We start from the raw sequence: 18,324 nt of genomic DNA, 5'->3' as shown, positions 1-18,324 counted from the left end.
GGCCCCCCGGCGCGGCTCCCGGCTGTGCCAGTGGGGGCCCCGCTGTCCCGGGCCGGCCCGGTCACAGCGGGCCCCGGAGGACGGTCACGGGTGCTGGAAGAGCACCTCCGGGTTCGCCGCCGACGGGCCGTCCAGCAGGGGCTGGTGGAGGCCCTTGAGGGTCCGGTCGAAGAAGGCCCCGACGTACTCCCGGGTCAGCTGCATCCCGCGCTCCGGCGAGGTGGTCGACCCCGCGGGGGCGGGGAGGCCGGCCTCGGCGGCCAGCACGGTGACGTCCGTGAAGCTCGCGTGGTTGGTGCCGGCGACGGTCAGCCAGGGCTTGTAGCCCTTCCAGCCCGCCCAGGTCTGCGCCCAGGAGGTGTCCCCGCCGTTCGTGGAGTGGTTGCTGTCCTTCCCGAGCAGCAGGAACGAGCGGCCCTCGAGCGTGTCGGCCGGGACCGGCTGGAAGAAGGTTCCGTCCATGTTCACCCCGGCCAGGATCCGCCGGTCCTCGGCCATCGCGTTGAGCGTCGACGCGCCGCCGATCGAGTGCCCGGCCATGCCGACCCGGTCGCGGTCGATCATGTGGGACAGGCGCCACACCGGGTGCTGCCCGGTCAGCTGGTCCAGGACGAAGGAGACGTCCTTCGCCCGGCTGTCCGGCAGCGAGTCCGGCGCGCCGGTGTCGCACAGCGCGCAGCCGGGGGTGCTGCCGTCGGCGAGCGTCTCGCCGGAGTCCTCGTAGGTGTGGCCGACCAGCGCCACCACGTAGCCGTGGGCGGCCAGGTCGGTCGCCAGGCCGGTCAGCGTGGCGCGCGGGTTCTCGAAGCCCGGGGAGAGCACCACCAGCGGGAACCTCCCGCCCGCGGCCTTCGCCCCGGTGTAGGCGTGGGTGTCGACGTCGACCAGGTCCTGCGCCGTGAGCCCGGTGCCGGCCGGCACCCGGGTCGCCAGGAAGCCCTGTGCCTCGCCGGGGGTCATGTACGGGGCCGGCGCCCCGGTGCCCTGCCGGGCCGGGTAGAACATCGACACGGCCAGCTGCCGCGGCCCGGCGGAGGGCACCCACGGATCGGTGCGGCTGCGGTCGGTCAGCCGCAGCACCTCCTCCCCGGCCGCGTACCGCCCGGTCGGGGCGGGCAGCTCGCCGTGGAAGGCGGCGACAGCGGCGGACGCGGGCGTGGGCGAAGGCGCGGCCGACGCGGCCGACGCGGCCCCGGCCAGCGGGAGCGGAAGGGCGAGAACGAGCGCTGCGACAGCCGCGATGCGGCGGATTCGGGTCATGTCCCCGACGTTAGGTCCGCGCCCCGACCCCCCGGATCAGCCGACCGAATGCCCTCTCCGGCCCCGCTCATCCCCCCGGCCCAGCCCCGTCATCCCTCCGGATGACACCCCCCCGCGACCCCCTCAGACCCGCGCCGCCGCCGGGCGTTCGGTGGTGGCGACCGGGCCTCAGGCGTGCTCGACCAGCGGCCTGGTCACCGGGACCACCGTGAGGATCCCTTCGAGGCCCTTGAAGTCGTCGGGGTTCGTGGTGAACAGGGGCAGCTCCTCGGCGATCGCGATCGCCGCGATCATCAGGTCCGCCACCCGGCGCCTGGGCTTGCGCCCGGACCCGACCACGGCGGCGCAGACCCGACCGTAGATCCGAGCCGCTTCGGCATCGAAGGGAATCGGGTCGAACTCGTTCTCGGCCCGCTGGAGCACATCGAGGCGCCGGGCCCGTTCGGCGTGCTCGTCGTAGTCGTTCTGGTCCTCGTTCCGCCGGACCTCGTGCGGTCCGGCGGAGAGTTCGGCGAGGGTGACGGCGCTGATGGCCATCTCGGCCGGGAGTTCGGCCGGGTCCACCCACTTGCGCAGGATCATGATGTTGGTGTCGAGCAGGCCCTGCTGGTGCTCAGGAGCCATGGCGGCCGTCCGCCCACTGCTCGGCCGTGGCCTCCTGGTCGGCCCGGAAGGCCTCCAGGGACAGGTCCGGAGCGCTGCGCGACATGGCCGAGAATTCGGCCCGGGAAACGAACCGGCGACGGCGCCTGAGCGGGATCAGCTCGCCGATCCGGTGCCCGTCCCTGGTCACGGTGAAGGACTGCCCGGCCTGGACGGCGTCCATGATCTCCTCGGGCCTGCTGCGCAGGTCCCGCTGGCTGATCTCGGGTTGCACTGACATGCCTCCAGCGTAGGGGCCGACATGTCGGTGCAGCACGGCGTTCGAACCGATCCGGTCAGCTCCCGACGGGGTGCGCCGCCGGGCGTTCGGTGGTGGCGATGGTGGCGGAGCCGATGACGCGGGTGCCGTCGTAGAGGACGACGGCCTGGCCGGGGGCGATGCCGCGGGCGGGGGTGTCGAGGCGGACGTGGAGGGTGTCGTCGACGACCGAGGCGGCGACCGGCACCTCCTCGCCGTGGGCGCGCAGCTGGGCGGTGTAGCGGCCGTCGGCCAGGGGCTCGGTGCCGCACCAGCGGGGGCGGATGGCGGTCAGGGCGGTGACGTCCAGGCCCTCGACCGGGCCGACGGTGACGGTGTTGTTCACCGGGGAGATGTCGAGGACGTAGCGCGGCTTGCCGTCGGCGGCCGGGCGGCCGATCCGCAGGCCCTTGCGCTGGCCGATGGTGAAGCCGTAGGCGCCGTCGTGCTCGCCGAGCTTGGTGCCGTCCACGTCGAGGATGTCGCCGGTGGCGGTGCCGAGGTGCTGCGCCAGGAAGCCCTGGGTGTCGCCGTCGGCGATGAAGCAGATGTCGTGGCTGTCGGGCTTCTTGGCGACGGCCAGGCCGCGCTGCTCGGCCTCGGCCCGGATGGCGTCCTTGGTGGTGTCGCCGAGCGGGAAGAGGGAGTGGGCGAGCTGGTCGGCGTCGAGCACGCCGAGGACGTAGGACTGGTCCTTGGCGGCGTCCACGGCGCGGTGCAGCTCGCGCGAGCCGTCCGGCCGGTCGACGACGCGGGCGTAGTGGCCGGTGCAGACGGCGTCGAAGCCGAGGGCGATCGCCTTGTCCAGCAGCGCGGCGAACTTGATCTTCTCGTTGCAGCGCAGGCAGGGGTTCGGGGTCCGCCCGGCCGCGTACTCGGCGACGAAGTCGTCGATCACGTCCTCGCGGAAGCGCTCGGCGAGGTCCCAGACGTAGAAGGGGATGCCGATCACGTCGGCGGCGCGCCAGGCGTCCCGGGAGTCCTCGATGGTGCAGCAGCCGCGCGCGCCGGTGCGGAAGGACTGCGGGTTGGCGGACAGCGCCAGGTGCACGCCCGTCACCTCGTGCCCCGCTTCGACGGCGCGGGCGGCGGCGACGGCGGAGTCGACCCCGCCGGACATCGCCGCGAGCACGCGCAGGCGGCCGGTGGACGGAGTGGTCGGGGCACCCGGGAAGTCAGTCATGGTGAGTACAAGCCTACGGGGCCGCCGGACATGCCCGGGGCCCCGGTGCTCCGAGGGACGGGCTACCGGCGGACCGAGGCCAGCCCCGCGTTGCGGGCCCGCTGCACCGCCGGGCCGATGGCCGCCACCAGCGCCGTGACGTCCTCGCGCACCGAGGTGTGCCCGAGCGAGAACCGCAGCGAGGCGCGGGCCAGCAGCGGGTCGACGCCCATCGCGAGCAGCACGTGGCTGGGCTGCGGCACCCCGGCCGAGCAGGCCGAACCGGTGGAGCACTCGATGCCCTGGGCGTCGAGCAGCATCAGCAGCGCGTCGCCCTCGCAGCCGGGGAAGGAGTAGTGGGCGTTGGCGGGCAGCCGCCCCTCCCCCGCCGGGTCGCCGTTGAGCACCGCGTCCGGGACGGCCGCGGCCACCCCGGCGACCAGTTCGTCGCGCAGCGCGCCGAGCGTCACCGCGTGCTCCTCGCGCCGTTCGACGGCCAGCGCGGCGGCGGCCGCGAAGCCGGCGGCGGCGGGGGCGTCCAGGGTGCCGGAGCGCACGTCGCGCTCCTGGCCGCCGCCGTGCAGCAGCGGTACGGGCGTGGCGCCGCGGGAGAGCAGCAGGGCGCCGATGCCGAACGGGCCGCCGATCTTGTGCCCGGTGACGGTGAGCGCGGTGAGGCCGGAGTCGGCGAAGGAGACCGGGACCTGACCGAGCGCCTGCACCGCGTCGGCGTGCATCGGGATGCCGTACTCGGCCGCCACGGCGGCGAGTTCGCGCACCGGCTGGACGGTACCGACCTCGTTGTTGGCCCACATCACGGTGACCAGGGCGACGGAGCCGGGGTCACGCTCGATCGCGGCGCGCAGCGCCCCGGGGTGCACCCGGCCCAGTGCGTCCACCGGCAGGTACTCGACCGTCGCGCCCTCGTGCTCGGAGAGCCAGTGCACCGCGTCCAGCACGGCGTGGTGCTCGACCGGGCTGGACAGCACCCGGGTGCGGGCCGGGTCGGCGTCCCGGCGGGCCCAGTAGAGGCCCTTGACCGCGAGGTTGTCGGATTCCGTGCCGCCGCCGGTGAGCACGATCTCGCTCGGGCGGGCGCCCAGCGACTCGGCCAGCGACTCGCGGGACTCCTCGACCACCCGGCGGGCCCGGCGGCCGGCCGCGTGCAGGGACGAGGCGTTGCCGACCACCCCCAGGTGCGCCGACATCGCGGCGATCGCCTCGGGCAGCATCGGCGTGGTCGCCGCATGGTCCAGGTATGGCATAACCATCCGATTGTAGAGGGCATGCCCCGGGGCCCCACCAGGCCCGGGCCCGGGTGCGCACCGATCCGGCCACGGCCGCGGCCGGCGGACGCCGGCGTCCGGCACTGGTTTGTACCACTGCGCCGCCCAGCGGTTAGCCTGACGGCCACTTCTCCATCGGGTTCCAGCGTTCCAGGGGGCGCCATGTCGCAGTCGGTCGACCGCGCGCTGACCCTGCTCGGTTCGCTCGGCGACGGGCCGCTCTCGCTGGAGCAGGCCGCGAGCAGCCTCGGGGTGCACAAGTCCACCGCGCTGCGGCTGCTGCGCACCCTGGAGGAGCACGGGTTCGTCCGGCGCCAGCCCGACCTGCGCTACCGGGTCGGCGGCCGGGTGCTGTCGCTGGCGCACCGGGCGCTGGAGGACTTCGACGTCCGGCAGGTCGCCGCGCCGTACCTGGCCGCGCTGAACGCGCGCTGCGGCTACACCGTCCAGCTGGCCGTGCTGCACGACGGCGAGGTGCTCTACCTGGACGAGGTGGCCGCGCCCTCGGCCGCCCGGCCGCCGCGGATCGGGCGCCGCGCCCCAGTGACCGGGACGGCCGTCGGGCGGGTGCTGCTCGCCGGGCTGCCGGAGGACGGCGTCCGTGAGGAGGAGCTGCCGGCCGAGCTGGCGGCGGTGCGCCGCCGGGGCTGGGCGGCCGAGTCGGCCGAGCACCGGGAGCCGGTGACCTGCGTGGCCGCGCCGGTGGCGGGCAGCGGCGGGCGGACGGTCGCGGCCTGCGCGCTGAGCGCCCCGGCCGGCCAGGTGCCGCCGGCCGAGCTGGCCCGGATGCTGCCGGAGCTGCTCTGCACGGCCGAGGCGATCTCGCTGGCCTGCGGCGGCTCGCCTACTCCTCGCTGGTGCGAGAACCGTTGCGGTGCCAGGCCCGCGGGGCACGCCAGCCGTACTTCAGGGCGAGCATCCGCAGGACGAAGGCGGTGAGCGCGGCGGCGGTGCCGGTGGCGCCGGTGAGCCGGTCGGCCCCGATCAGCACGGCCACCAGGGCGGCGCCGACCAGGGCCGGGACGGCGTAGATCTCGCGGTCCCAGCGCAGCAGCGAGGGGATCTCCCCGGCCAGCACGTCGCGGATCACCCCGCCGCCGGCCGCGGTCACCATGCCGAGCGCGATGGAGGCGACGGCGCCGAGCCCGTAGTCGTGCGCCTTGGCGGTGCCGGTGACGCAGAACAGGCCGAGGCCGAGGGCGTCCAGGGTCTGCACGGAGCGGTTGATCCGCTCGACCTCGGGGTGCAGGAAGAACACCACGAGGCCGGCGGCCAGCGGGGTGACGAAGTAGCCGAGGTTGGTGAACGCCGCCACCGGGGTGGCGCCGATCACCAGGTCGCGCATCACCCCGCCGCCGAGGGCCGTGACCTCCGCCAACACGCAGATCCCGAAGATGTCCATGTTCTTGCGGACGGCGAGCAGCGCCCCGGAGAGGGCGAAGACGAAGATGCCGACGAGGTCCAACGATTGCTGCACGTCGGAGGGGAAGATCTGCGAACTCACCGTCCATGTGTACCCGATCCACCCGGCCGTTCCCGACACCGGTCACAGTCCGGATGAAACCGTCTCGCGGACGGGGCCTTCCCGGCCCGAACGGGTGTACCCCCGCCCCACTCCGCTAACCTCCCGCGTGTGAAGCTCACCGGACGCGCATTCCCACGCCGCCAGAACACCCGTGCCGCAGCGGGTGCCGCCCCAGCAGCCTCGTCGAGGCTCGGCTGGCTCGACGCCCTGCGCGGCATAGCCGCGCTCTCCGTGGCGATCTACCACTTCGCGCTGCCGTTCTACTGGCTCCACATCGACCACGCGCCGCGCAATTTCGGGGATCCGGGCATCTTCGGCGTGATGCTCTTCTTCCTGGTGAGCGGGTACATCATCCCGGCCTCGCTGGAGCGGCGCGGCGACGTGCGCTCGTTCTGGGCGGGCCGGTACTTCCGGATCTACCCGGTGGTGATCGTCACCGCGCTGCTGAGCCTGCTGATCCTGCCCCGCAACCACTCGGTCATCCAGGCCTTCGCCTTCGACCACCCGCTGCTCTCGGTGGTGGGCAACGCCCCGATGGTGCAGGACCTCACGGGCGTCCCGAACCTCATCGGGGTGATGTGGACGCTCACCTACGAGATGATCTTCTACTTCTTCGTGACGGCCCTGTTCGTCAACGGCAAGCACAAGAAGAGCGCCCCCCTCGCGATCGGCTTCGCCGGCGCCGCGCTGCTGCTCGGCTCGTGGCTGCCGCTCGGCCTGCTCACCGCCGACGGCGGCCTGCCCGCCAACCGGCACCTGACGGTGGCCGTCCTGGTCATCGTGATCACCGCGATGGTCTGCTTCCTCACCGGCCGGGTCGACCTGACCCGCTGGGGCGGGACGATGCTCGGCGGCCTGGGCCTGGTGCTGGTCGTGCTGAACGGCCGCTCCGCCGCCTTCGAGACCCTGCTGATCTTCGCCACCATGTTCTCCGGGACGGTGCTGTACCGGCTGGAGCACGGCCAGATCGACCGCCTGCCGGCGCTGCTGTGCTGCGGCTTCGTCCTCACCTCGGGCGTCCTGTGCGGCTTCATGTACAACCGCGACAACGCGCTGTGGCGGACCTGGAGCGAGTCCTGGCAGTCGTTCTCCGGTGCCTACCTGGGCGCCTGGGTCGTCTTCGCGATCGGCATGCTGCTGCGCCACCGCCGCTTCCCGCGCTGGCTGACCTGGACCGGCTCGATCAGCTACTCGGTGTACCTGCTGCACAACCCGATCATCCACTTCATGAACTGGAAGCTGGAGGGCCGTCCGCCCTTCACCTCCTGGCAGGACCGCAGCCTGCAGTTCTTCGGGCTGATGGCCGCCCTGCTGGTGATCAGCTACCTCAGCTACCGCCTGGTCGAGATCCCGTTCCAGAACCTGGGCCGCAAGGCGATCAAGGCGCTGAACCGCCGCTTCCCGGCCGAGCTGCCGTCGGCCCGCCCGGCCGCCCCGGCCGCCCCGGCGGCGCGCGAGCCGCAGCCGGCCGACCCGGCCGCAGAGGCCGAGGCACGGCCCGTCCTGGACGGCGCCGGGCGCGGCTGACACCCGCCGCCCGCACGACGTGAGGCCGCCCGCCCCCGGGTCCCGGGGGCGGGCGGCCTCTTCTCGTCGGTGCCCGAGTGCTCAGGCGTTCTCGGGGCTGTGCCTAATCGTTCCCCTCGGTTCCCTCGGGGAAGTGGCACGCCACCTGGTGGCCGGTCCGCAGTGCCGTCAGCGGCGGTTCCTGGCTCGCGCACACGTCCTGTGCCTTCCAGCAGCGGGTGCGGAACCGGCAGCCGCTGGGCGGGTTGATCGGCGAGGGCACGTCGCCCTTGAGCAGGATCCGCTCGCGCCCGCCCTGCTGGCGCCGGCGCGGGTCCGGCACCGGGACAGCCGACATCAGGGCGGTGGTGTACGGGTGCATCGGGCTGCGGTAGAGCGAGTCGCGGTCGGCGATCTCGACGATCTTGCCGAGGTACATCACCGCCACCCGGTCGGAGACGTGCCGGACCACCGAGAGGTCGTGCGCGATGATCAGGTAGGTCAGGCCGAGCTCCTGCTGGAGGTCGTCGAGCAGGTTGACCACCTGCGCCTGGATCGACACGTCCAGCGCCGAAACCGGCTCGTCCGCGATGATCATCTTCGGCTTGAGCGCGAGCGCCCGGGCGATGCCGATGCGCTGGCGCTGGCCGCCGGAGAACTCGTGCGGGTAGCGGTTGTAGTGCTCGGGGCTGAGCCCGCACAGCTCCAGCAGGTCCTGGACGGCCTTCTTGACGCCGCCCTCGGGGTGGACCCCCTGCAGCTTGAACGGCGCGCTGACGATGGTGCCGACGGTGTGCCGCGGGTTCAGCGAGGAGTACGGGTCCTGGAAGATCATCTGGATGTCGCGGCGCAGCGGCCGCATCGCCCCGGTGCCCAGGTGGGTGATGTCGGTGCCCTCGAACTCGACCGTCCCGCCGGTGGGTTCGTCGAGCCGGGTGACCAGCCGCCCCATCGTCGACTTGCCGCAGCCGGACTCGCCGACGACGCCCAGCGTCTCGCCGGCGTTGACGGTGAAGTCGATACCGTCGACGGCCCGCACCGCGCCGGTCTGGCGCCGCAGCAGTCCGCCGCGGATCGGGAAGTGCCGGGTCAGGCCGGTGACCTTCAACAGCGGCTCGCGCTCGGGGGCGGGCGCCGGTGCAGGGATGGTGGCCCCCTGAGTGTCCGTCATCGGTTCTCTCCAGAATGGTGGTACGGGGCCGGGCTCACAGCCGGGGCGCGATCTCTTCGGCGAAGATGCGGTGCCGCTCGTCGGCCGCCAGGTGGCAGGCCGCGAAGTGCCCGGGCGCGGCCTCGGTCAGCACCGGGACCTCGCCCGTGGAGCGCCCGCCGGTCAGGTCGGCGTACGGGCAGCGCGGGTGGAAGGCGCAGCCGGACGGCACGTTGATCAGGCTGGGCGGGGTGCCCCGGACCGGCACCAGCCGGTCCTGCAGTTCCCGGTCTAGTCGCGGCATCGAGCCCAGCAGGCCCCAGGTGTAGGGGTGTTCGGGCGCGTCGAAGAGGGTCTCGGCGGGCCCGCGCTCGATGCACTTGCCGCCGTACATGACCAGGATGTCGTCGGCGAGCTCGGCGACCACCCCGAGGTCGTGGGTGATGATGATGACGGCGGAGCCGAACTCCTGCTGGAGGTCCCGGATGAGGTCCAGGATCTGCGCCTGGACGGTGACGTCCAGGGCGGTGGTGGGCTCGTCGGCGATCAGCAGCGAGGGGTCGTTGACCAGGGCCATGGCGATCATGGCGCGCTGGCGCATGCCGCCGGAGAACTGGTGCGGGTAGTCGTCCACCCGGCGGTCCGGCTGCGGGATGCCGACCCGGTCGAGCATCTCGATCGCGCGGGTCCTGGCCTGCCGCTTGGAGGCCTGGGGGTGGTGCACCCGGTAGGCCTCGACGATCTGCTGCCCCACCGTGTAGTAGGGGTGCATCGCGGTCAGCGGGTCCTGGAAGATCATCGCCAGTTCCCGGCCGCGCAGTTGGCGCACCCGGTCGGGCCCGGCCGCGATCAGGTCCTCGCCGTCCAGCCGGATCTCGCCGCTGATCCGGGCCCGCTTGGAGCGGTGCAGGCCCATGATGCCGAGCGAGGTGACGGACTTCCCGGAGCCGGACTCGCCGACGATGCCGAGGGTGCGGCCCTTGTGCAGGTCGAAGCTGACCCCGTCCACCGAGCGGACCAGGCCGTCGTCGGTGTCGAAGTGGATCCGCAGGTCGCGCACGGACAGGAAGGGGTCGCCCGGAGAGTTGGACGCGGCGTCCGCCGGGTTCTTCTGGAGGTCGGTCACGAGAGCCTCACGCGGGGGTCGACGAGGGCGTACAGGAGGTCGACCACGAGGTTGCAGGCGACGATGAAGAAGGCGGCCAGCAGGGTGACGCCGAGGATCTTGGGCAGGTCGTTGTCGGAGATCGCCTGGACGGCGAACTGGCCGATGCCCTTGAGCGAGAAGACCTGCTCGGTGATCAGCGCACCGCCGAGCAGCAGACCGAGGTCCATGCCGAAGATGGTGACGATCGGGGTGAGCGCGGAGCGCAGGCCGTGCTTGACCACCACCTTGCGCTCGGCCAGGCCCTTGGCCCGGGCGGTGCGGATATAGTCCTCGCTCATCGTCTCCAGCATTCCGGCGCGGGTGAGCCGGGCGTAGAGCGCGGAGTAGAGGAAGGCCAGCGAGACCCACGGGAGGATCAGGTTGCGGGCCCACATCAGCGGGTCGGCGGAGAAGTCGACGTACTCCAGGTTGTCCAGGATCGGCCACTCGTAGCTGAACACGGTCAGCAGCAGGGCGCCGGTGAAGAAGACCGGGAGCGAGACGCCGGCCAGGGCGATGCCCATGGAGAGCCGGTCGAAGATCGAGCGCGGCTTGAGGGCGGAGATCACGCCGGTGGTGACGCCGGAGACCAGCCAGAGCACCGCCGCGCCGATGGCGAGCGAGATGGTGACCGGGATCCGGCTGGTCATCTCCGGCCAGACCTCCAGGTGGTTCTTGAAGGAGTAGCCGAAGCAGGGCACGTGGCAGGTGGCCGGTTCCGGGCCGAACTTGTACTCGGCGCCGGTGACCAGCGCCTTGAGGAAGTTCCAGTACTGGGTGTACAGCGGCTGGTCGAAGCCGAGGTTCTGCTTGACCGCCTGGATCGCCTCGGGCGAGGGGTTCTTCCCGATGTACTGCGCGGCCAGCTGGTCGGTGGTCTCGCCGGCGATGCGCGGGAGCAGGAAGAAGATCGCGAAGGTGACCGCGCTGACGACGACCAGCAGCGCCGCGGCCGCGAGGATCCTGCGGATGATGTAGGCAAACACAGTTGGGCGGCTCCGGCGGCCCGCCGCCGTCCGGGGTCTTCCGGACGGCGGCGGGCGCCGCTGCCTTCACCTGCCTTCAGGGATGCGGAGCCAGGCTCTTTACTTGGTGGTGCCGATGTTCAGGTAGTCGTACTCACCCGAGAAGGCCGGGGTGGACGCCAGGTTGGTGGCGCTGTCCGGGCGGTACAGGAAGACCTTGAAGTCCGTCAGCGGGACGTACACCGCGTTCTCCATGACCTTCTTGTCGATGTCGCCGTAGATCTTCTCGCGGGCGGCCCGGTCCGGGTTGACCGCGGCGTCGTCCAGCATCTTGTTGACGGCCGGGTCGTTCAGCTGGGCCAGGTTGCTGTTGCCGGAGGCCTTGATCGCGCGGCCGTCGACGATCTGCTGCAGGAAGCCGTAGCCGGTCGGCCAGTCGGCGCCCCACTGCATCATCATCAGACCGATGTTGTGGTCCTGGGTGTACTGCGGCGCACCGGCCGAGTCGGTCAGGTACTTGCCCTGCGGGAACTGCTGGATCTCGGCGTTGATGCCGATGTTCTTGAGCTGCGCCTGGATCGCGGTGGCCGCGGCGACCTCGGTCGCGCGCTCGGTGCGGGCGGACAGCACGGTGGTGAAGCCGCCGTCCTTGCCGCAGGCCTTCAGGGCGTCCTTGGCCTTGGCCTGGTCGCCCTTGTTGTCCTTGGTCTCGAACAGGTTGAAGTCCTGGTGGCCCGGGATGTCCGGCGGGAGCACGGTGTTGGCCACCTGGCCGCGGATCGGGCCGCCGAGCGCGGTCTGCACCGCGACCTTGTCGACCGCGAACTGGACGGCCTTGCGGCACTCGATGTTGTCGAACGGCGCGACCTTGGTGTTGATCGCCATGTAGACCAGGCGGCCGCCGTAGGCGTTGTCGGTCTTCGCCTTGAGCTTCGGGTCGCGCAGGATCTGCGCCTGGGTCTGCGGGTCGACGCCGCCGCCGACCAGGTCGACCTGGGCGTTGCCGGCCAGCAGGTCCTTGTCGATGGTGGCCTGGTCGATGTTCATCTTGAGCACGATCTTGTCCGCGAGCTGCTTGCGGATCGGGTCGGTGCTCTTGTCCCAGTTGGTGTTCGGGACCAGGACGGCCTGCTTGCCGTCCTCGTAGGACTGGAACTTGTAGGTGCCCGAGGAGACGACGTGCTTCACGTAGTCGGCACCGGTGTCCTTGGCCTGCGGGACCGGCACCGTCTGCGGGGCGCTGACCAGGTAGTCGAAGTCCGCGAAGGGGTGCTGCAGGTGGAAGACGATCGTGGTGTCGTCCGGCGTCTCGATCGACTTGAGGTCGCCGGTCTTGTCCTTGTACGGACCCTGGTACGGCGTGGGGTTGTCGACCAGCAGGTCGTGGAAGTACGTCGGGCCGTTGGAGTTCACCTCGGGCGCGAAGTTCGAGCGCTCCACGGCGTACTTGACGTCCTTGGAGCTGATCGGGGTGCCGTCGTCGTACTTGAGGCCGGCGCGCAGCTTGTACGTCCAGGTCAGGCCGTCCGCGCTGGGCTGGCCCAGCGACTCGGCGAGGTCCGGGACCAGCTTGTTGCCGTCCGCGCCGGCGGCCGGGTTGAAGGTGGTCAGCGGACGCCCGTACAGGCGCGAGAAGTTGTAGATGTAGGCGTAGTAGGTGTTGCCCGGGTCGAGGGAGTCCGGGGTGCCCTTCATCTCGTAGGTGACCGTCCCGCCCTTCTTGTCCGAGGCGTTGACGATCTGCTTGGTGGCCGCGTCGGCGCCGCCACCGTTGGAGTCGGCCGAGTTGGAGCTTCCGCTGGCGCTCTTCGGGCTGGACGAGCAGCCGGTGACGACCAGGACCGCGGCAGCGGCCACGGCGGTCAACGCGACGGTACGGGACCTACGCATGGGTGGGATCAACCCCTTGAGGATGTGGAGGAGGGAGGGCCTGGCGCCTGCGCATTGACGCAGGGTCAGTTGCTCTTGGGATCGAGGGCGTCACGCAGCCCGTCGCCGAGCAGGTTGAACGCGAGCACGGTGATGAAGATCGCGACACCGGGGACCACCATGTACTGGGGGTCGACCTGGTAGTAGTTCTTCGCGTCCGCCAGCATGCCGCCCCAGGAGGCCTGCGGGGGCTGGATGCCGACGCCGAGGAAGCTCAGCCCGGCCTCGAAGAGGATGTTGGTCGGGATCAGCAGGGTCGAGTAGACCAGGATCGGGCCGACCAGGTTGGGCAGCAGTTCCTTGAACAGGATGAACGGGCCGCGCGCACCGAGGCTGCGGGCCGCGTGGACGAACTCCCGCTCGCGCAGCGAGAGGGTCTGTCCGCGCACGATCCGGCCCATGTAGGGCCAGTTGAAGAAGCCGATCACGAAGATCAGCACCAGGATGTGCAGCGGCAGGCCGTGCAGGCCGAACGCGCCGCCCTGGAGCGAGGCGGAGATCGCGATGGCGAACAGCAGCAGCGGGAACGCCAGGAAGACGTCCATCAGTCGGCTGATCAGGGTGTCCACCCAGCCGCCGTAGTAGCCGGCCATCACTCCGAGCACGGTGCCGATGGTGTTGGAGAGCACGGTCGCGCCGAAGGCGACCAGCAGGGAGACCCAGGAGCCGTCGACCACGCGGGAGAGCAGGTCACGGCCCTGCAACGGGTCGATGCCGAGCAGGTGGTCCCCGCTCATCCCGCCCCAGTCCCCGAGCGGGAGTCCGCCGAGGTTGGCGTCCAGCAGGTCCGGGTTCGGCTGGTCGGGGTCGAGCCCGAACAGGGCCTCGATCGGGCCGGACAGGACGGCCAGGAGGATCAGCAGGATCACCACGACGCCGCCGGCGACGGCGGCCTTGTCCCGCTTGAAGCGGGTCCAGGCGATCCGACCGAGGGAGCGGCCCTCGATCGTCTTGGCCGGGCTCGGGGAGGCGGGCGCCTCGGGTTCGTTCCCGGCGGTAGTGATGGGTGCGGTCATGGTCAGTTGGTCCCCTCGCCGACGGTGGCCGGCCCACGGGTGCCGGGCGCCGGCTTCGGCGGTACGGCTGCGGACGTGCGGAGGTGCTAGGAGCAGGTGGTCGCGGCAGTGCGTCGTGCACGGGCAATGCCTCCACGCGGGATGGGCGTCGCGTGGATCGAGCGGTCGGCGTGCGCGTTCACCTTCGTGGGGTTTCCAGTACGCGCGATGCGTTGCGCAGAACTCTCTGTCATCCGAACTGGCTTGCGCCAGCCCTGACAACCGACAGATGCCCAACTGTGATCTGCCTGCATGCACGCCTCCGATCTTCGGCATATACCTCTTCACATGGGTGTAACTGCCATGTCAAGCTGCCTCTGCGGAGAGTGGGGAAATTCGTCCGGAAAGCACCGAAGCCGACCTGATGGTGAATCAAGTCGGCTTCGGGTGACAGATTGTGGTTATCGGGTTTGGTGATCAGCGCCCGGGGTAGCCGGGCCACTGCGGCTGGGCCGGCTGCCCCCAGCCCGGCGCGGGCGGCTGGGTGCCGTACGCGTAGCCCGGCATCGACTGCCCGGGTACCGGCCGGCCGGGCATCGACTGGCCCGGGTACGGCTGCGGCACCGGCGGGTACGGGCCGGTCTGCGGACGCCCGGCCTCCCGGTCGAAGAACGGCCGCGCGTTGGCGCGCATCCACAGCGCCACCGGGTCGAACTCGTCCGCCATCGCCACCGTGGACACCGCGAGCCCCTCCGGGGCCACCGCGATCGCGCGCTGCATCAGCGCCCGCACCGCCTCCACGGCCGGCGGCGAACTCTCGTACAGGTCCAGGCCGATCGCCAGGTACGGCTCCCCCACCGCCGGCTGCACCCAGGCCCGGCGCAGCGCCCGCACCGCGCGCACCTCACCGGCCTGCCGCTCCAGCAGCGCGAAGAACTGCTGCGCGTCGACCTGCGGCTCGCTCAGCTTCAACGGACCGGCCGGCAGCCGGTCCAGGCCCGCGGCGACCCGCCGCAGGTCCGCCCAGGGCACGCCGACCCCGCCGCCCGGCGCGTGCGGGTTCAGCCACAGGCCCCAGCGGGTGCGGTACAGCGAGGCGGCGATCTCCCGCCCCGAGATGACCTCGTGGGCCCGCGCCCAGCCGGAGGCCGTCAGCTGCTCGGGCGAGGTGACGGCCGGCGCGTAGCCGTGACCGCTGATCTCCATGTTCCCGTACTGCGCGTCCGGGCTGCCCGGCGTGCCGTGCCAGAGCAGCATCCAGACCTGGCCGTCGGCCAGCGCGTGCAGCAGCCGCTCGTACGCGTCGAAGCGCTCCGGCGCGACCTCGCGCAGAGCCTGCTCCAACCCGCCCGGGTCCGCGCCCGGGCGCCCGGCCGGTGCCTGGCCCCAGGGCCCCGGCGCCCCGCCCGCTCCCGTTCCCGCACTCATGCGCCCACCTCGCCGCGCCTCTTTCCTGAACCCGCCGGCCCGTCAGCCGCCTGCACGCACCCTATGGCGCGGCACCGGCCGCCGCCACGGCGACGTGCCTGTGAAGGATCCCCGCTCACACCCGCGAGTAGAAGGGCATGACCCGGGTCGACAGCCACTCGACCACCGGGTCGTCGGCGAGGTCGAGCAGCACGAGGTGGACGCCACCCGGCAGCGGTGCGGTTCCCAGGGCTCGGCCGAGCGCCTCGTTCACCGCCCCCGGGTCGGCCGGGGCCGCCGGATCGAGCTGCACGCCCACGAACATCACGGTCGGCTCGCCCTCGATGCTGGCCAGCGCCCGGCGCGCGGTCAACACCCCCGGCAGGGCCGACAGTTCGGCCCGGCAGGCGGCCAGGAAGTGCTCCGGGTCCTCGCCCGGCACCGGCTCGCGCAGGGCCACCCGGCCGCCGGTCGGCCCCTCCGGCTGCTGCTCCCAGCGGTCCTCCCGGGGGCCGCGGCGCAGCTCCGCCACGCCCTGCGGCGGCACCGGGATGCCCACCGCCGCCTCCGGGTTGACCGCGATGCCCACGCCCAGCGGCAGCCCGCGGGCGAACTCCCAGGCCGGCGCGACGGCGAAGGCCATCCCCGGCGCCTGCTGCAGGAACACCTCCTGCGAGGAGAACACCGGTACGTACGGGGCCCCGGCCAGCTCGACGGTCGGCAGGTCCAGCGACTGCCCGGCCGGGTCGCCCCCGGCCGGCAGCGGGATCCACACCTGGCTGCGGGCCAGCACCTCGATCACCCGCGGGGTCGCCCCCGGGTCGCCCAGCGCGGCCGTCAGCACCTGCTCCAGCTCGTTCGCGGGCCACGCGCCGCCCGACGGCGCCGCCTGCGGCCCGCCCCACCCCTGCTGCTGCTCCACCGGGTACTCCATGCGCCGCCGATCCGGCCCAGGGCCGGGTCGGCCGCCCACTGCTGCGCCGACGCGATGATTTTAGGGCCCGGGTCCGCCCGACCGCGGTGTGACCGGGTCCCCTCTCCCCTCCTCCGCGAGGACGTGCCATGATGTGCGCGTCCGACGGCATGCGCCGCGGGCCCCCACAACTCCACACCGGCCGCTCGAACCCGCGCGGGAGAGCCCGGAATGCCCCTCGGGGGGCACAGCCGGCGCCGAAGGAGCAAGTCCTCCCCGGAATCTCTCAGGCCCCCCTACCGCGCGGGTTAGGCACATCTGGAAAGCGGCGCACGACCCGGTCGCGCGCCCACCCACGGTGCAAGCCGCCGTCCTGTCCCCGATGCTGGAACCAGCCGACGCTGGTGCCGGCTGCGGGCAGGTGGGCGGTGAAGCTCTCAGGTTCGACGACAGATGGGGAGACCCACGCCGCCGCATGCCCGCGCGCGGGGTCGGTCCCCGAGCGGGTCCGGTCCGGCGCGCGCACCCCTGAGTGCCCCGACCGAGGAGTTCCTGGCCATGTCGTCCCTCCGCCTCACCGCGCTCGACGCGCTGCACCGCGCCCTCGGCGCGACCATGACCGACTTCGCCGGCTGGGACATGCCGCTGCGTTACGGCAGTGAGCGCGAGGAGCACCTCGCGGTCCGCACCAAGGCCGGTCTGTTCGACCTCTCGCACATGGGCGAGATCACCGTCACCGGCCCGCAGGCCGGCGAGATGCTGGACCACGCGCTGGTCGGCTTCGTCTCCGCGCTCGGCGAGCTGCGCGCCCGCTACACCATGATCTGCGCCGAGGACGGCGGCATCCTGGACGACCTGATCGTCTACCGGCTGCGCGAGGACGCCTTCCTGGTCGTCGCCAACGCCTCCAACGCCCAGCTGGTGCTGGACGAGCTGATCGCCCGGGCCAAGGGCTTCGACGCCGTCGTCACCGACGACCGCGACACCTACGCGCTGATCGCCGTCCAGGGCCCGGAGGCCACCGCGATCCTGGCCGAGACCACCGACGCCGACCTGCCCGGCCTCAAGTACTACGCGATCCTCCCCGCCACCGTGGCCGGCCGGGAGGTGCTGCTGGCCCGCACCGGCTACACCGGCGAGGACGGCTTCGAGATCTTCTGCGCCCCGGCCGACGCCGAGCCGGTCTGGCGGGCGCTGACCGCCGCCGGCGAGGGCCGCGGCCTGGTCCCGTGCGGCCTGTCCTGCCGCGACACGCTGCGCCTGGAGGCGGGCATGCCGCTGTACGGGCACGAGCTGTCCACCGACCTGACCCCGTTCGACGCCGGCCTGGGCCGGGTCGTGCGCTTCGACAAGACCACCAACGAGGGCGCGTTCGTCGGCCGCAGGGCGCTGGAGCAGGCCGCCGCCGCGGCCGAGACCAACCCCCCGAAGGTGCTGGTCGGCCTGGTGTCCGAGGGCAAGCGGGTCCCGCGCGCGGAGTACACGGTGGTCTCCACCGAGGGCGCCCCGATCGGCCGGATCACCTCGGGCGCGCCGTCCCCCACGCTGGGCAAGCCGATCGCGATGGCCTACGTGGACGCGGCCCACGCCGCCCCCGGCTCCACCGTCGCGGTGGACGTCCGCGGCAAGCACGAGCCGGTCCAGGTCGTGGCGCTGCCGTTCTACAAGCGCGCCCGCTGAGGCCGTCGCCGCCCCTCGTTTTCCCATCGGCGCACGTCGGAGCCGTCCGTGCGGCGGCCCGCTGCGTCGTACCCGCTTCCCATCCTGGAGAATGACGCCATGAGCAACCCCCAGCACCTGCAGTACACCAAGGAGCACGAGTGGCTGACCGCCGCCGAGGACGGTGTCTCGACGGTCGGCATCACCAAGCACGCCGCCGACGCGCTCGGTGACATCGTCTACGTGCAGCTCCCCGAGGTCGGCGACACGGTGACCGCCGGCGAGACCTGTGGCGAGCTGGAGTCGACCAAGTCGGTCAGCGACCTGTACTCCCCGGTGACCGGCGAGGTCACCGAGGTCAACCAGGACGTCCTGGACGACAACAGCCTGGTCAACAGCGCCCCGTTCGAGGGCGGCTGGCTGTTCAAGGTCCGCGTGGAGGCCACCGACACGCTGCTCAGCGCCGCCGAGTACGACGCGCTCACCCACGCCGAGGGCTGAGCCCCGCCGGGACGGGCC

Annotated in this window: 17 protein-coding genes and 1 riboswitch; of the genes, 4 read left to right on the top strand and 13 right to left on the bottom strand. The window is 72.2% G+C overall.

Going from position 1 to position 18,324, the window contains the following annotated elements:
- Positions 1-84 precede the first annotated feature (84 nt).
- From ACFXOZ_RS03105 to ACFXOZ_RS03085, 5 genes are all read right to left on the bottom strand, one after another.
- The gene (locus ACFXOZ_RS03105; RefSeq protein ID WP_380586876.1) at positions 85-1,260 is read right to left on the bottom strand and encodes an alpha/beta hydrolase family protein; all 1,176 of its coding nucleotides are present in this window, start codon (positions 1,258-1,260) and stop codon (positions 85-87) included.
- Positions 1,261-1,428: 168 nt separating this feature from the next.
- Positions 1,429-1,884 carry a type II toxin-antitoxin system VapC family toxin gene (locus ACFXOZ_RS03100; RefSeq protein ID WP_380528994.1) on the bottom strand — a complete coding sequence of 152 codons (456 nt, stop codon included), beginning with the start codon at positions 1,882-1,884 and terminating at the stop codon, positions 1,429-1,431.
- A complete protein-coding gene (locus tag ACFXOZ_RS03095; protein WP_380396878.1) occupies positions 1,874-2,143 on the bottom strand; it encodes a type II toxin-antitoxin system Phd/YefM family antitoxin in 270 nt (89 codons plus the stop codon). The genes ACFXOZ_RS03100 and ACFXOZ_RS03095 overlap by 11 nt, the downstream gene beginning before the upstream one ends.
- Before the next feature lie 55 nt (positions 2,144-2,198).
- Positions 2,199-3,344, bottom strand: coding sequence for a tRNA 2-thiouridine(34) synthase MnmA (gene mnmA / locus ACFXOZ_RS03090; RefSeq protein WP_380528996.1), 1,146 nt, complete (start codon positions 3,342-3,344; stop codon positions 2,199-2,201).
- A gap of 62 nt (positions 3,345-3,406) precedes the next feature.
- Positions 3,407-4,588 carry a cysteine desulfurase family protein gene (locus ACFXOZ_RS03085; RefSeq protein WP_375891540.1) on the bottom strand — a complete coding sequence of 394 codons (1,182 nt, stop codon included), beginning with the start codon at positions 4,586-4,588 and terminating at the stop codon, positions 3,407-3,409.
- Positions 4,589-4,771: 183 nt separating this feature from the next.
- On the opposite strand from ACFXOZ_RS03085, the gene ACFXOZ_RS03080 reads away from it, so the two are divergent.
- The gene (locus ACFXOZ_RS03080) at positions 4,772-5,548 is read left to right on the top strand and encodes an IclR family transcriptional regulator (RefSeq protein ID WP_375891539.1); all 777 of its coding nucleotides are present in this window, start codon (positions 4,772-4,774) and stop codon (positions 5,546-5,548) included.
- On the opposite strand, the gene ACFXOZ_RS03075 is transcribed toward ACFXOZ_RS03080, so the two are convergent.
- Positions 5,454-6,113: a trimeric intracellular cation channel family protein gene (locus ACFXOZ_RS03075; RefSeq protein ID WP_375891538.1), complete on the bottom strand. Its 660-nt coding sequence runs from the start codon at positions 6,111-6,113 to the stop codon at positions 5,454-5,456. The genes ACFXOZ_RS03080 and ACFXOZ_RS03075 overlap by 95 nt on opposite strands.
- Positions 6,114-6,242: 129 nt before the next feature.
- On the opposite strand from ACFXOZ_RS03075, the gene ACFXOZ_RS03070 reads away from it, so the two are divergent.
- The gene (locus ACFXOZ_RS03070; protein ID WP_380586873.1) at positions 6,243-7,661 is read left to right on the top strand and encodes an acyltransferase family protein; all 1,419 of its coding nucleotides are present in this window, start codon (positions 6,243-6,245) and stop codon (positions 7,659-7,661) included.
- A gap of 103 nt (positions 7,662-7,764) precedes the next feature.
- Here ACFXOZ_RS03070 and ACFXOZ_RS03065 read toward each other — a convergent pair whose 3' ends face one another.
- The 7 genes from ACFXOZ_RS03065 to ACFXOZ_RS03035 form a co-directional block, all read right to left on the bottom strand.
- Positions 7,765-8,811 (bottom strand): ABC transporter ATP-binding protein, encoded by a 1,047-nt coding sequence (locus ACFXOZ_RS03065; RefSeq protein ID WP_375891536.1) that lies wholly within the window; start codon positions 8,809-8,811, stop codon positions 7,765-7,767.
- Between the two features lie 34 nt (positions 8,812-8,845).
- Complete coding sequence (locus tag ACFXOZ_RS03060; protein WP_375891535.1) at positions 8,846-9,916, bottom strand: ABC transporter ATP-binding protein; 1,071 nt, start codon at positions 9,914-9,916, stop codon at positions 8,846-8,848.
- Positions 9,913-10,923, bottom strand: a complete 1,011-nt coding sequence (locus tag ACFXOZ_RS03055; protein WP_375891534.1) for an ABC transporter permease — start codon at positions 10,921-10,923, stop codon at positions 9,913-9,915. Before ACFXOZ_RS03055 ends, ACFXOZ_RS03060 begins: the two co-directional genes overlap by 4 nt.
- A 99-nt stretch (positions 10,924-11,022) precedes the next feature.
- Positions 11,023-12,792: an ABC transporter substrate-binding protein gene (locus ACFXOZ_RS03050; RefSeq protein ID WP_375891533.1), complete on the bottom strand. Its 1,770-nt coding sequence runs from the start codon at positions 12,790-12,792 to the stop codon at positions 11,023-11,025.
- Between the two features lie 65 nt (positions 12,793-12,857).
- Positions 12,858-13,847, bottom strand: coding sequence for an ABC transporter permease (locus tag ACFXOZ_RS03045; protein WP_375891532.1), 990 nt, complete (start codon positions 13,845-13,847; stop codon positions 12,858-12,860).
- Between the two features lie 456 nt (positions 13,848-14,303).
- Positions 14,304-15,254 carry an enhanced serine sensitivity protein SseB C-terminal domain-containing protein gene (locus ACFXOZ_RS03040; protein WP_380586871.1) on the bottom strand — a complete coding sequence of 317 codons (951 nt, stop codon included), beginning with the start codon at positions 15,252-15,254 and terminating at the stop codon, positions 14,304-14,306.
- A gap of 115 nt (positions 15,255-15,369) precedes the next feature.
- Positions 15,370-16,167, bottom strand: a complete 798-nt coding sequence (locus tag ACFXOZ_RS03035; RefSeq protein ID WP_380521926.1) for an enhanced serine sensitivity protein SseB C-terminal domain-containing protein — start codon at positions 16,165-16,167, stop codon at positions 15,370-15,372.
- Between the two features lie 186 nt (positions 16,168-16,353).
- Positions 16,354-16,458, top strand: a riboswitch (glycine riboswitch).
- Between the two features lie 246 nt (positions 16,459-16,704).
- On the opposite strand from ACFXOZ_RS03035, the gene gcvT reads away from it, so the two are divergent.
- Positions 16,705-17,826 carry a glycine cleavage system aminomethyltransferase GcvT gene (gene gcvT, locus ACFXOZ_RS03030; protein ID WP_375891529.1) on the top strand — a complete coding sequence of 374 codons (1,122 nt, stop codon included), beginning with the start codon at positions 16,705-16,707 and terminating at the stop codon, positions 17,824-17,826.
- 99 nt (positions 17,827-17,925) lie between these two features.
- A complete protein-coding gene (gcvH, locus tag ACFXOZ_RS03025) occupies positions 17,926-18,306 on the top strand; it encodes a glycine cleavage system protein GcvH (RefSeq protein ID WP_375891528.1) in 381 nt (126 codons plus the stop codon).
- The last annotated feature ends 18 nt before the right edge of the window (positions 18,307-18,324 follow it).

The sequence above is a fragment of the Kitasatospora sp. NPDC059160 genome (genome assembly GCF_042755465.1).
Lineage (GTDB): Bacteria > Actinomycetota > Actinomycetes > Streptomycetales > Streptomycetaceae > Kitasatospora.
The sequence above is the reverse complement of the archived record's forward strand: the minus strand, read 5'-3'. Positions and strand labels throughout refer to the sequence as shown.

What these genes read in the sequence shown, in the direction of transcription:
- ACFXOZ_RS03105 (WP_380586876.1), bottom strand. Translation starts at nt 1,260, where the DNA reads ATGACCCGAATCCGCCGCATCGCGGCTGTCGCAGCGCTCGTTCTCGCC.
- ACFXOZ_RS03100 (WP_380528994.1), bottom strand. Translation starts at nt 1,884, where the DNA reads ATGGCTCCTGAGCACCAGCAGGGCCTGCTCGACACCAACATCATGATC.
- ACFXOZ_RS03095 (WP_380396878.1), bottom strand. Translation starts at nt 2,143, where the DNA reads ATGTCAGTGCAACCCGAGATCAGCCAGCGGGACCTGCGCAGCAGGCCC.
- mnmA (WP_380528996.1), bottom strand. Translation starts at nt 3,344, where the DNA reads ATGACTGACTTCCCGGGTGCCCCGACCACTCCGTCCACCGGCCGCCTG.
- ACFXOZ_RS03085 (WP_375891540.1), bottom strand. Translation starts at nt 4,588, where the DNA reads ATGCCATACCTGGACCATGCGGCGACCACGCCGATGCTGCCCGAGGCG.
- ACFXOZ_RS03080 (WP_375891539.1), top strand. Translation starts at nt 4,772, where the DNA reads ATGTCGCAGTCGGTCGACCGCGCGCTGACCCTGCTCGGTTCGCTCGGC.
- ACFXOZ_RS03065 (WP_375891536.1), bottom strand. Translation starts at nt 8,811, where the DNA reads ATGACGGACACTCAGGGGGCCACCATCCCTGCACCGGCGCCCGCCCCC.
- ACFXOZ_RS03050 (WP_375891533.1), bottom strand. Translation starts at nt 12,792, where the DNA reads ATGCGTAGGTCCCGTACCGTCGCGTTGACCGCCGTGGCCGCTGCCGCG.
- ACFXOZ_RS03045 (WP_375891532.1), bottom strand. Translation starts at nt 13,847, where the DNA reads ATGACCGCACCCATCACTACCGCCGGGAACGAACCCGAGGCGCCCGCC.
- ACFXOZ_RS03040 (WP_380586871.1), bottom strand. Translation starts at nt 15,254, where the DNA reads ATGAGTGCGGGAACGGGAGCGGGCGGGGCGCCGGGGCCCTGGGGCCAG.
- ACFXOZ_RS03035 (WP_380521926.1), bottom strand. Translation starts at nt 16,167, where the DNA reads ATGGAGTACCCGGTGGAGCAGCAGCAGGGGTGGGGCGGGCCGCAGGCG.
- gcvT (WP_375891529.1), top strand. Translation starts at nt 16,705, where the DNA reads ATGTCGTCCCTCCGCCTCACCGCGCTCGACGCGCTGCACCGCGCCCTC.
- gcvH (WP_375891528.1), top strand. Translation starts at nt 17,926, where the DNA reads ATGAGCAACCCCCAGCACCTGCAGTACACCAAGGAGCACGAGTGGCTG.